The organism is Cellvibrio sp. BR (assembly GCF_000263355.1).
Lineage (GTDB): Bacteria > Pseudomonadota > Gammaproteobacteria > Pseudomonadales > Cellvibrionaceae > Cellvibrio.
Genome location: NZ_JH668207.1, coordinates 66,466 through 79,720 on the forward strand (window position 1 = coordinate 66,466; position 13,255 = coordinate 79,720).

Consider the following 13,255-nt stretch of genomic DNA (forward strand, 5'->3'; position numbering starts at 1 on the left):
CCTTATCCCGTTAAAAAGGCGCCGCGTTGGTAACGCGGCGCCTTTTTGCATTTCAGGCAAGCCAGTAGGCGGCATTTAAAACAGGTCAGTAAATACTATGCCCAGCGCAAATACTTCCAGGTCGACGTTGTAGTCAATCAGGCTGTGGCCATAGCCCTTAAAGTATTTCAATTGGCCGCGCAGGTTGCTGCTGATTGGGAAACTCCAGCCCAGTTCAAGGGCGCCGCGATTGTCGCCATCCAGCGCGTTGCGCAGCATAACGCTGTAAATGTCGTCCTTACGCTGATAGGCCGCGTTAAATTCAAATTTCCCCATGTAATCAGTGATATCCGGATTATCGTCGCCATCGGGATCGCCGGGGTATTCCTGTGCGGATTCCGGCAGGCGATACCAGGGGTTGAGTGCAAAGGCAAAGTTGCCTCGCTCGAACACGCTATTGAGCATCACCCGGTTCCAGCTGCGCGATAACAGGCCGCCCTGGCCGTTGGATTGATGGTTGAGAATTACGTCGTTGAGCACATTGCGAAAACCCAAAAACTCCCAGTCATTGGTAAAACTGAGAATTAACTCTGGTTGGTGATTGGTTTCGCGAAAGGGGGCTGAGTCGGCATCGCTGTAAAGCTGCCAGAGCGAGTGGTTGGTATAACCCAGGTAGAGGTGGCCATTATCGCCAAAAATATCCTCGCGCAGCAGTATTTTGATGCTCAGCTGGAAGTCCGCTTCGGCTTTGCTTAGGTCGCTCAGGGATTCATTGTCATTGTCGCGATAGGGTGACTCGTTGGGAGTGCGGGTGTAGCTGGCGGGGAAAAAGTAATTAATTTTGTGCGGGGTGAGCATAAACCGGTTGGAGCGGTTAAGTGCCTCCAGCGTCATGCGCCGTTTGAGCAGGCGCTCACCGCTATCGCCAGTGGTGTCTTCGCGGCTGACCTGTTGCTCTTGTAATTCGCTTTCGCCCGCGCTCTGCAATTGTTGTTCATAGAGTAACTGGCACCCCTGACGCAACTCAGCGACGGTCATGGTCGCAGCCGCACTGGGGATGGAGGCTTGCAGGCAGCTATTCATCGCCTCGGTTGGCATCTCGGGCGCAGATGTGGCGGGGGTGGTCTCTGTGGGCTGCGCGCTAAGGTTAGCGCTGAGCAGGGCGGAGCAAACCGGTAACACCAAAGGCCAGACGGAACGCATGGGCAGCTTCTCTCGGGGTGAGGTTGAGCGACAGTTGGCCGTTATTCTAGGCGTTGTCGCTCAGGAGGCAAGCAGTCTACCCTGCACTGTGCGGCATCGGTAAAGTGATTCACAGATTGCCAGCACATTTGCTCGCTCAACAAGTCTCCAGCCAGAGTTCTATATCCTGTTCGTGCCAATCGGTGAGCAGGTGTACACCCTCATCAACCACTTTCAAATACATGTCGATTATGTCGGAGGCCAGCACAAACAAGCGATGGCTGTCGGCATTGATCTGGTGCGGGTTAACCACATCGCTCTCCACCATGGTAAGCAGGAAATCGAGTTTGATTTCATAGCTTTTCAGTTGCGAGAGCATAATCAGGTCTTTATCCAGCAAACCTTCCAGACGTTTGGTTTGATGGCGCAATTTTTCGTTGTTCACGCGGGTGCATTGAATGGCGTAGCGCAGTTTGCTGGTCACGTCTTTATCGCAGTAGCCCAGTGCCGAGGCGTAGGTAGACAGGGCGCGAATACGGCCAATTTGCTCCGCCACGGCGGGCATTAAGCGCGTGGAAAAGTGCAGCACCTCCAGGTATTTAAAACGATTGGGGTAGCTACTACCTTCGGTGGGCGGCGCGCTGGGTTCGGCGCTGTTGCGCTCGGTTTGGCTAAGCGCTTGCGATGTGGGCTGCTCCAGCTGTTTGCCCAGCGCGGCAACCATGCTCAGTAACTGTTCGATCAGGTGACAGTGCAGCTCATAGTTATCGACCACGGCGTCCTGTTGCCAATCGCGGCTGATGGTCAGCCAGGCGTTGCTCAGGTTTTCCCGATCCCGGGCGCTGAGCAGATTAAGGCTGCGGGCGGCAAACGCCTGCACCAACTCCAAACGGCGCTCCAGTTGTACTTGCAGTTGGGTCAATTCCGCGCGGAATAATGCATTGCCCCCCAGGGCTCCCATCGACATACCGCGGTGTCGCTGCACTGCTTTAATCATCTGGATCAATTGCTTCACCAGTGTCAGGGCATCCAGTCGCTGCTGGTACTCTTCGCAAAACAGGGCAAATTGGGGTGACCCTTTGCTACCTGATGGTGCACCAAATGAAGGGTTGTGCATGTTGATAGTGCCTGTTCCCATTTTCTCTACCGCTCTATTCGTGAAATTGCCTGTATTCCGGTGCATTTTGGCGCATCAGAAAACCTACAAATCGCTATTACCTGTCTATTGCCTAAATCTTGGCAACAGGCGTGCCAGTTACAAAATAATGGTTTTGCATGGATGATAAATATTGTGCCAATAAAAATAGGGGCTTAATATCAATCATTTGGTCTTAATGACAATAATAAGTTGGGCCACTAGCGATCGTGCTAGCAGCTTGGGAGTTGTGTTGATGTCAAACAAACCTGTTAACCATATAGTCATTGCTGGCGGCGGTACCGCCGGCTGGATGACGGCAGCCTATTTAGCGCGCTGGCTGGAACCCACCAATATCCAGGTCACGCTAGTCGAGTCTGAGTTAATTGGCACAGTGGGGGTGGGGGAGGCCACGGTGCCGGGCATCCATCAATTCATCAAACACTTAGGCGTAAAAGAGAGTGAGTTTATCGCCGCCACCCATGCCACCTTTAAGCTCGGCATCGAATTCGAAGGCTGGGTTGCACCGGAACAGACGTTTTTCCACCCGTTTGCCGGGTACGGCGTACCGATTGAGGATCGTCCCTTTCACAAGACCTGGTGGTCAGCCAAACAGCAGGGTTACAGCGCCAGTTTGGCAGAGTTTTGCCTATGCACCCAGCTGGCCGGTGCAGGCAAATTTGCGCAGCCGAGCTTTGATCCCGACAGCCGTTTAGCCTGGTACAACTACGCCTATCACTTTGACGCCTCACTGTTTGCCAAATACCTACGCGGCTACGCCGAACAGCGCCGGGTCACGCGGATAGAGGGAAAAATCCAGCAGGTTACACTCGATCCCGACAGCGGTTTTATCCAGTCATTACAGTTGGAGTCAGGGCAGGTTATTGGCGGCGATTTATTTGTGGATTGCTCGGGCATGAGTGCATTGCTCATCGAAAAAGCCTTGGGTGTGGGCTATGAGGATTGGAGCCAGTGGCTGCTGAGCGATTCGGCGCTGGCAGTGCAGACCCGAACCGTGGCCGAGCCAGATCCATTCACTCGCTCAACCGCACGTAGCGCAGGCTGGCAGTGGCATATTCCGCTGCAGCATCGGGTGGGCAATGGGTATGTCTATTCCAGCCAATTTATCAGTGAGGATCAGGCGCGCGCGGAGCTGCTAGCCAACATCGAGGGCGAAAGGCTCACCGAGCCGAGGTTGATCCGTTTTACTACCGGCATGCGCGACCATTTCTGGCATAAAAACTGTGTGGCGATTGGTCTCTCCAGTGGTTTTCTGGAGCCTTTGGAATCCACCAGTATTTCCCTTATCCAGACTGGTATCAGCAAGCTCGCCGCGTTTTTGGTGAACTTTGAGATTAATGACCAGCATGTGACTGAGGCCAACCGCCTCAATCGCCTGGAGTACGAGCGCATCCGCGATTTTATTATCCTGCACTACAAGTTAAACGGTCGCCCGGAGCCCTTGTGGCAGCATGTACAGGCGATGGATATCCCTGCCAGCCTTACGGAAAAAATTGCCCGCTTTAAGGCGACAGGCGATATCCAGTTGCTGGAGCAGGAATCCTTTGTTGAGGAGAGCTGGATCAGCATGTTTGCGGGATTTGGCCTCAGTCCAGCTGCGCTAACACCATCCCGCGACTCCGCCAAAATGCACACCGTCATGGACAAAATGCGTGCGGCGATCGTTAAAGGGCGCGAGTACGCCCCTTCTCATGCCGATTTTCTGCGGACTCTGGGTTCATAAAGTAGCCACGTTGTTTCCTTTGGTAGCATGAAAACGGTGCCATTATTGTTATAGGTGATAAAGCTTGCGCCAATAAAAACATTGCCTTAACATTGCTCCATATAGTCATATATACCATATACATCTGACCCATTCTGAGGTAAGCCGCTTGCGCTGTTATTCTTCGCTTACATCTTCCTTTTACCCCCTGCGTGGCATTTGTGCGGCGGCGGTGATGCTGGTTGGCGTTGCCTCATCAGTGCAGGCCGCTGGTGGTGAGTCTATTTGGTTTGATGCGCCGGCTGCCGATTGGGAGCGTGAAGGTCTACCGATTGGCAACGGTGCTTTGGGTGCCGTTATTGCCGGCGATGTGACGCGTGACCGTATCCAGTTCAACGAAAAAACCTTATGGACTGGCGGCCCAGGTGCGCAAGGTTACGATTTTGGTTGGCCACAACAAGCACAGGGCGATGCGGTCGCGCAGGTCAGAACGACCATCAATGAACAGGGTTCAATTACCCCGGAAGACGCCGCCAAACTGTTGGGTCACAAGATCACCGCCTACGGCGATTACCAGACTTTTGGCGATCTTATAATTGATTCGAATAAAAATGACAGCGATGTCAAAAGTGTTTTCACTAATTACCGCCGCGAGTTATCGCTCAGCGATGCGCAAATTAATGTGAGTTACGAACAGGGCGGTGTGCGCTATCGCCGCGAGTATCTCGCCAGTTACCCGGATGGCGTGATTGCAATTAAATATTCCGCCGATCAGCCGGCGAGCATTTCCTTCACCGCCAGTGTGCAAGTGCCAGACAATCGCAGTTTGGCTGTGGCCATCGACCAAGGTCGCATCACTGCCAGTGGCAAATTGCACAGCAACGGTTTGCAGTTTGAAACCCAAATCCAACTGCTCAACCAGGGTGGTGAATTAGCGGTAATCGACGGCAATAAACTTCAAGTCACCGCTGCTGACTCGGTTGTGATTCTGCTCGCGGCAGGTACTGATTACGCCCAGTCCTATCCAAAATATCGCGGTGCGCATCCCCACAAGCGTTTGCATAAACAACTTAACAAGGCGAGCAAAAAATCTTTTGAGCAATTACAGGCCACCCATCGCGCGGATTATCAAACCCTGTTCAACCGTGTTGCGCTGGATATAGGTCAAAAACCACAATCGCTCACCACACCAAAGTTGCTTGCCGGTTATAAAAAAGGTGATGCCGTATTGGATCGCACTTTGGAGGCAACCTATTTCCAATTTGGTCGCTACTTGTTGATCTCCTCGTCGCGTCCCGGTTCACTGCCCGCGAATTTGCAAGGTGTGTGGAATAACTCCATCACCCCGCCGTGGAATGCCGATTACCACGTCAATATTAATTTGCAAATGAATTACTGGCTGGCAGAGACCACCAATTTACCGGAGTTAACCGCACCACTGTTTGATTTTGTCGACAGCCTTGTGGTACCGGGCACTATTGCCGCGCAAAAAGTAGCGGGCGTAGATAAAGGTTGGACGCTTTTTCTCAACACCAATATTTGGGGCTTTACCGGTGTTATCGATTGGCCCACCGCTTTTTGGCAGCCTGAAGCGGCAGCCTGGCTCGCACAGCATTATTACGAGCACTATTTATTTTCCGGTGATAAAAAATTTCTGCGTAACCGCGCTTATCCATTAATGAAAAGCGCGAGTGAATTCTGGTTGGAGTTTTTAGTAAAAGATCCGCGCGATGGCCAGTGGATCGTATCACCCAGCTTCTCACCCGAGCACGGCCCTTTCACTCGCGCGGCTGCTATGTCACAACAAATTGTGTTTGATTTACTGCGCAATACCCACGAAGCCGCACTGCTGACGGGCGACAAAAAATTTGCCCAAGCTGTGCAAGAAAAATTGGCGAACCTGGATCGCGGAATGCGCATTGGCAAATGGGGTCAGCTACAAGAGTGGAAGGAAGATATTGACGATCCAAAAAATGAACATCGCCATATTTCCCATTTATATGCACTGCATCCGGGGCGCGATATCAACCCGCGCAATACACCGGAATTACTTGCGGCAGCACGCACCACACTTAATGCGCGTGGCGATGGCGGCACCGGTTGGTCGCAAGCCTGGAAGGTCAATATGTGGGCGCGTTTGTTAGACGGCAATCGCGCGCACAAAGTATTGGGCGAACAATTACAACGCAGCACACTTAGTAATTTGTGGGACAACCATCCACCATTTCAAATTGATGGCAATTTTGGCGCGAGCGCCGGTATTGCAGAAATGTTATTGCAAAGTCACGGCGACGAATTACATTTTTTGCCCGCATTACCTGCAAGTTGGCCAAGCGGTTCGGTGACTGGTTTGCGCGCACGCGGCGGCATTACTGTAGATCTGCAATGGCACAAGGGCGAATTAACCCAAGCGCGCATTCACACGCAACACGCACAAAAAATCAATATCAGAACTTCACGTCCTGCAGCAGAATTTACGTTGCAGGACGTAAAGCACGGGAAATCCCTTGGCATAAAAGCTGAGGGCAATTCAGGGAGTTTTGCAGCGCAAGGAACGGGGACATATCTCTTATCCAGCAGCGGGAGATAGCTCAAGGGGTAGTTTAAATAATATTAACTGGAGAAAATCATGACAACTAACAATAAGCACAACCTCGGAAAAACATTCCTAAAAAAACAATTGCCGGCTTATATCAAACTTGCATCCAGCGTATCTCTGGTTGTGGGCGCGATGGGTGTGGCACCTTATTCGTTTGCGCAAGATAGCGCAGATGCTTTGGAAGAGGTTGTAGTAACAGGTCAGCGCGCAAGTATTCAGTCTGCGCAAGACATCAAGCGAAACTCATCCACTATTGTGGATTCAATTGTTGCAGAAGATATTGGTAAGTTGCCAGACCGCAGTGTTACCGAAGCGTTGCAGCGCGTTCCCGGTGTAACCGTCGGCCGCTATACCAATAACGACGCGGAGCACCCTGCTGCAGAGGGGAGCGGTGTCGCTGTCCGTGGTTTATCGCAAGTTCGTTCAGAGCTAAATGGACGTGATGTGTTTTCGGCGGCTAGTGGTCGTGGCTTGAGCTTTGAGGATGTCCCTGCGGAATTAATGTATGCCGTTGATACTTACAAAAGCCCTTCAGCCGATATGATCGAAGGTGGTTTGGGCGGCACCGTAAACCTGCGTACCCGTATGCCATTTGATTCCGATGGTCAAATGGTTAGTGTTTCTGCAAAAGCCAACTATGGCGATCAATTAAAAGAAACTAACGGCGAATATTCTGGTTTATATAGCAATCGCTGGGAAACTGATTTAGGGGAGTTCGGCATTTTAGTGAATGCGTCAACTTCTGATCTTTCCAGTCGTTCGGATCAAGTTTACACACGTGCTTATTTGCCGCGTGAAATTAACGGCCAAGACGTATGGGTTTCCAAGGGGGTGGACTGGCGTCGTAACGATTATGAAAGCACTCGACAAGGTGGTTACCTCGCTTTGCAATGGGCGCCAAATGATAGAACAGAACTTTACTTTACTGTTTTCCAAAGTAAGCACGATACTACTTATGATGAGAATGCTTTCTTCTTGGAAGGTGCTAATGGCGATCAAGCGTTGGTTCCAACGGCAGATAATGATTGGATGTATAGCGAAAATAATGCCCTTGAATCGGGTACTGTGACTGTTAATAATCCGGCACAATGGGGACTTGATTTCGGTACTAGTACTCGTTGGGCAAATAATGTTTCAACTACTACTGATTACTCAACAGGTATTAAGTGGAGTCCAGATGATTACTGGAAATTCTCAGCCGATGTGCAATATGTAAAATCAGAGTTGACCATTAATGATTACACTCTAGGTTTAAAAGTTATTCCAGAAGAAGCCTATATGAATGGTATAGGTACAAAAACTCCATCTATTTTACTTGATCCTGAATACATGGCTAATTATGCCAACTACAGTTTAGGTCAAGAGATGACGCACTTCGAACGTAACGATGCCGATGCTAAGACAGGTCGTTTCGATGCTGAATATAATTTTGATGGTGCAGTAATTAAATCAGTAAAAGCTGGTGTGAGATATTCCGAGAAAAAAGCGGATAACATCAACACTGAGTATGATTGGAATACACGTTATGCCACTTGGTTTACTCAGCTCGACTGGAATGGCTATGATAAAAATACTTTGCCTAAGGTAACTGAAGCGCAAGCGTCACAATATTTGAATCTGTATAGCTTCGATGATTTCCAGCGTGGTGATGTTGCTGTTCCTGCAGCAGGATATTTGTATTCCAGCGCTGCAGTAAAAGACTTCAGGGCTACAACAGATGCCATTAATGGTGATCGTGCAACTACCTGTGCTCCTTATCAATCATGGATTTGTGATTCTATTTATCCTGAGTGGAATCGCCTAACTGATCCTCAATATCGTAATCAACAAAGTGAAACCAACTTTGCCGCTTACATGATGGCTAATTTTGGCTTTGATGATTTGGCGATGCCGGTAGATGGTAATGTTGGTGTTCGTGTAGTTCAAATTGATAACGAAGCTGAAGGTTATGAAGGTTGGAATAACTTAGATGCTCCGCCTGGGGTAGGTTTCGCTTCAAAAACTAACCCTTACACGACTAAACATAGTCGCAGTTATGTATTGCCAAGCTTAAATCTTCGTATACAAACAACCGATGACTTGTTTATTCGTTTTGCTGCTTCCAAAGCAATTTGGGCACCAAGCTTTTCTGATTTGCAAGCTAAACGCGTTATTGGTAACAGTAATAAGGAAGGGGTACAAACTGTAACAAGTTTGGATGATGTTGAGTTTGCTCAAGATCAATTTACCAATCCTGATTTGGCGCCGATGACTGCAAATCAGTTTGACATTACTGCTGAGTGGTATTTCGATGATAACGGCGGGATGGCTCACGCAGCATTTTTTAGTAAGCAAGTTGATGATTTTTTCCGTAGAGAAAATGTTGTTTATCAGTTGCCAAATCCAAATGGCGTTGTTGTGCCTGTCAATACAACAGTGCTGAAAAATATTGGCTCTGGTGATATTAAAGGTGCTGAAATTGGTGTCAGTAAGTTCTTTGATGCCTTGCCGGCCCCCTTTGATGGTTTAGGTATTCAGGCGAGTTATACCTACATTGATAGTAAAGCGGAAATTCCTGCAAATGCTGAGGGAGTTAGCCCAATTGATACAGACCGTTCTCCCTTCGGGCAAATGCCAATTGATCAGCTATCGAAGAATTCTTACAACCTTATTGGTATGTATGAAAAAGATGGTTTCTCTGCGCGTTTGGCTTATTCTTGGAGAAGCAAGTATCTGATTACATGGGGTGGTAATGGATTTGATCCTGATTTCAACTTTGGAGCGGAAGGTAAGGCTCGTATTCCAGTCTACAATGATGATTACGGTCAATTAGATGCTTCAATCAGTTACACCTTCCTTGATAACTATACAGTTACCGCAGAAGCAACTAATCTGCTGAAAGAGAAAACTGTTGGCATTATGGAGCAGAATGGTGCTGGCGATCATATTGCCTACTCCTACGCACAAGATGCTCGTTTTGCAGTTGGTATCCGCGCCAAGTTTTAATTAGCGCGTGTTAAAAACCTTGCCCCAACCGGGGCAAGGTTTTTTTGTTTTTGCCTTTTTAGTTTTCTGTTTTTTCCGCAAGTCTTACACCGATCTTTAGCGTGAAAAACGCATCCTCCCATAAACACATCTGCATTACCGCAAGAGGATTTATGCAAATCGCCACTTTCTTTAGTTCATATTTGTTTTGTTCGCGTTTATTGCGCTACTTGAGTGCAAGTATTTTATGCTTGGTGGCGCTGCCGCTTTGTGCCGCGCCCTTGCCCGAGCTGGTGAGTAAAAATGGCCGTCATGCATTATTAGTGGATGGTGCACCTTATTTAATGTTGGGTGCGCAAACCAATAACTCCAGCAATTACCCGGATGCATTAAAAGACGTATGGCCTTCGGTAGAAAAAATGCACGCGAATACCTTGAGTATTCCGGTGGCCTGGGAGCAGATTGAACCAACAGAAGGTGCGTTTGATTTTTCGTATGTGGATGTATTAATTAAACAAGCGCGTGAGCGCGATGTAAAAGTGGTGCTGCTGTGGTTTGCCACCTGGAAAAATAATGCACCGCACTACGCGCCAGCTTGGGTGAAGTTGGATAACCAGCGCTTCCCCCGTGTAGTGAAACAAGACGGTGATACCTTAAATTCCCTCTCTCCACTTGGCAAAAACACCTTGGCAGCCGATAAAAAAGCCTTTGTGGAGTTGATGAAGCACCTGAAAAAAATCGATAAAGATCACACCGTGATTATGGTGCAAGTGCAGAACGAAGTTGGCACCTACCAATCAGTGCGCGATTTTTCTGCGCTGGCGCAACAACACTTCACTGCGCAAGTGCCGGCAGACTTAATTCAACAATTGAAACTAAAAAGCGGTACCTGGATGCAGGTGTTTGGTAACGATGCCGATGAATTTTTTCACGCCTATTACATCGCTAAATACTGCAATGAAATTGCCCAAGCGGGTAAAGCGATAAAAAATCTGCCTATGTATGTGAACGTGGCATTGCGCAACCCATTTAATCCCGGCTTGCCCGGTCAATATTCCAGTGGTGGTGCAACCGACAATGTGTTGCATATTTGGAAAGCCGCCGCGCCCGCGATTGATTTAATTGGCCCGGATATTTATTTCCGCGATCACAAAACCGTGAGTAAAGTATTGGAGCTATACGCTCGCCCGGACAATGCATTGTTTGTGGCAGAAATTGGCAACGACCAACCCTACGCGCGCTATTTTTATTCTACGCTCGGGTTGGGCGGCATTGGCTTCTCACCCTTTGGTATGGATGATACGGGCTACACTAACTACCCCTTGGGCGCCAAAGAATATAACGCTGAAACCATCGAACATTTTGCGCAACACTATCGCGCGATTGAACCCATGATGCGCGACTGGGCAAAACTCTTATTTGAAAATAATAGCTGGGGTTTTGCTGAGCCATTGGATACCACAGGCGATACACAAAAAATCTGGAATGCCGAAGCAACTCCGGCAGAAAAAGAACAGCATGCAAAAGATAAAGCCGCTGCGCTCACACAATTAGTAGATGGAGGCTTGTGGGATATCGAAGTGACCTACGGCCGCCCCATGTTCTGGATCGCACCACCCGAAGGTAATACTCCCGCTGCTGGCGGTGCCTTGGTAGTGCAATTAAGCGATAATGAATATTTGGTAACCGCACATAAAGCGCGCGTGGAATTTAAACCTTCCACAGAGCTTGCCAGTAAAAAATTTATGATCGATCGCGTAGAAGAGGGGCGTTACGAAAACGGCAAATGGATACTGTCGCGTGTATGGAATGGTGACCAAACTGACTGGGGCTTAAATTTTAGTGACCGCCCGGTAGTGTTAAAAGTGAAAATGGCGGCTTATACAACTAATTAAAATCTATAAATAAACCGTGCAAATAAAAACCCCAGCGTTGCAAAACGGATGGGGTTTTTATTTGTATTTTTTTATTTAAATGATCTTTAGTGGATCGCTTAAAAAACAACGCTATTCACATGCGGGTTTTCTACGCACACATCCAGCTGCATTAATTCGCTTAGCACTATCAGGTGTTCGTGGCCGTCGGCGGTAATTTTTATACATTCATCGCGATTGTCATTGCGTTGCGTGTCTTGCGCTATACCCTGAATAACTGCGCCCGATTTCATGGCTAAGCGCACCGGGTAGTGATACATGCAAACAATCTCTATGTAATCGTGTTGGTTGCAGCTGATCATTTTGATATACCCTACAACAGATATTTGTGTTTATTTCACCATTATTCCCAGCAATTTCAGTACTTCGCGGTTTGGAAAACCGTCGGCGATCATACCTTGTTGCTGCTGGAATTCGCTCAGTGCGCGGCGAGTGCCGGGGCCAAAAATACCGTCGGGTGTGCCCGCATCAATGCCTTTGGTATTGAGTTGTGTTTGCAGTGCGATTACCTGGTCGCGATGTAAACGCGGTGCATTTTCCGGTGGCGATTGCAGCAGCTTTCCGCCACCCGCAATTTGATCGGCCAATTGGCCAACGGCAATGGCGTAAAACTCCGAGCGGTTCCAGCGCATAATCACGTTAAAATTGTCATACACCAAAAACGCCGGGCCTTGGTGGCCAGCGGGAACGAGTAGTGCGGCTTGCATCTCATCCGCAGGTAGCGGTGAATTGTCAGCGCGAGTTACGCCCAGCTGGCGCCATTCGCTGAGTGATTTAGTATTTTTTAAACCTGCTTCCAGAAACGGAAAATCTTTTGGCAATTTAACTTCGCGCCCCCAGCGTGCCTTGGATTGCCAACCGAGATTACGCAAAAAGTTTGCACCGGATGCCATAGCATCCGCTTTGCTTTTCCACAAATCGCGTTTGTTATCGCCATCGTAATCCACTGCGTGTTTTAAAAATGCCGAGGGCATAAATTGCACGTGGCCCATAGCACCCGCCCATGAACCGACCATCTGCGCGGGCGTAATTGAACCTTCATCCAATATGCGCAGCGCATTTATTAATTCGATGGTAAAAAACTCACTGCGGCGCGTATCACATGCCAGGGTCGCGAGTGAATCCACCACATTGATGTTGCCAAAAAAACTGCCGTAATTAGTTTCCAGCCCCCAAAATGCCAACAAGTAGGGCGCGGGCACACCGTATTCTTGCTCAACACGTTCAAGCAATGCGCGGTGCTCAACCCACAAGCTGCGCCCTTGCGCTACCCGTTGCTCAGTAACACGGCGATTAAAATAATCAGCAAAAGTGGTCGTAAATTCCGGTTGCTGTTTATCCAATTCCAATACGCGTTGGTTTAAGTTTGCTTTGGCCAAACTGTTGTTGATGGTATTGGCAGAAATGCCCTGCGTTTTGGCAAGGCTGGAAAAGTGATTAATACAGGCAGAAAAATCCGCGGCGCTCATTGTCGCGGCTACGGGTTTGGGGGCTGCTGGTTGTAGCGCTTGTCTGCCGGTGGCGGGGTTGTTGTTAATTGCCGCTGCGGGCGTTACAGCGGATTGCTCAGCGGGAGCGGGCGCCTGCGCACAGGAAAGTAAACTGCTACAGCACGCAATGGTTAAAAAGTGACGCAAGGTATTCATCATAATCCGGGGCTTCCCTTGGGGATTCGGGGGTTTAATGCCGTTATTGTAAGCGCTTTGGTCGGTAAACGTCATTGACTCATCTACCTTGTG

At 48.9% G+C, this 13,255-nt stretch carries 9 protein-coding genes; 5 read left to right on the forward strand and 4 right to left on the reverse strand.

What is annotated here, in order from left to right:
* Positions 1 to 75: 75 nt before the first annotated feature.
* Together O59_RS19355 and O59_RS19360 are read right to left on the reverse strand one after the other, a co-directional pair.
* Entirely contained in the window at positions 76 to 1,182 is a 1,107-nt protein-coding gene (locus tag O59_RS19355; protein ID WP_157152656.1) for a phospholipase A, read from the reverse strand.
* A 136-nt stretch (positions 1,183 to 1,318) separates the two neighbouring features.
* On the reverse strand, positions 1,319 to 2,278 hold the full coding sequence (locus O59_RS19360; RefSeq protein ID WP_225318588.1) for a hypothetical protein: 960 nt from the start codon (positions 2,276 to 2,278) through the stop codon (positions 1,319 to 1,321).
* Here O59_RS19360 and O59_RS21880 point away from each other — a divergent pair.
* The 5 genes from O59_RS21880 to O59_RS19380 all read left to right on the forward strand — a co-directional run bounded on the left by O59_RS21880 (position 2,273) and on the right by O59_RS19380 (position 11,477).
* Positions 2,273 to 2,476: a hypothetical protein gene (locus O59_RS21880; RefSeq protein WP_007645790.1), complete on the forward strand. Its 204-nt coding sequence runs from the start codon at positions 2,273 to 2,275 to the stop codon at positions 2,474 to 2,476. The genes O59_RS19360 and O59_RS21880 overlap by 6 nt on opposite strands.
* Positions 2,477 to 2,552: 76 nt before the next feature.
* A complete protein-coding gene (locus tag O59_RS19365; protein WP_040393613.1) occupies positions 2,553 to 4,040 on the forward strand; it encodes a tryptophan halogenase family protein in 1,488 nt (495 codons plus the stop codon).
* A gap of 148 nt (positions 4,041 to 4,188) precedes the next feature.
* Complete coding sequence (locus O59_RS19370; protein WP_007645792.1) at positions 4,189 to 6,609, forward strand: glycoside hydrolase N-terminal domain-containing protein; 2,421 nt, start codon at positions 4,189 to 4,191, stop codon at positions 6,607 to 6,609.
* 39 nt (positions 6,610 to 6,648) lie between these two features.
* Positions 6,649 to 9,603 (forward strand): TonB-dependent receptor, encoded by a 2,955-nt coding sequence (locus O59_RS19375; protein WP_007645793.1) that lies wholly within the window; start codon positions 6,649 to 6,651, stop codon positions 9,601 to 9,603.
* 152 nt (positions 9,604 to 9,755) lie between these two features.
* Complete coding sequence (locus tag O59_RS19380; RefSeq protein WP_007645794.1) at positions 9,756 to 11,477, forward strand: DUF5597 domain-containing protein; 1,722 nt, start codon at positions 9,756 to 9,758, stop codon at positions 11,475 to 11,477.
* A 98-nt stretch (positions 11,478 to 11,575) separates the two neighbouring features.
* Here the strand turns inward: O59_RS19380 and O59_RS19385 are convergent, their stop codons facing one another.
* Both O59_RS19385 and O59_RS19390 read right to left on the reverse strand, forming a co-directional pair.
* Positions 11,576 to 11,818 (reverse strand): Rho-binding antiterminator, encoded by a 243-nt coding sequence (locus tag O59_RS19385; protein WP_040393615.1) that lies wholly within the window; start codon positions 11,816 to 11,818, stop codon positions 11,576 to 11,578.
* A 30-nt stretch (positions 11,819 to 11,848) separates the two neighbouring features.
* Complete coding sequence (locus O59_RS19390) at positions 11,849 to 13,165, reverse strand: lytic murein transglycosylase (protein WP_232283120.1); 1,317 nt, start codon at positions 13,163 to 13,165, stop codon at positions 11,849 to 11,851.
* Between the last annotated feature and the right edge of the window lie 90 nt (positions 13,166 to 13,255).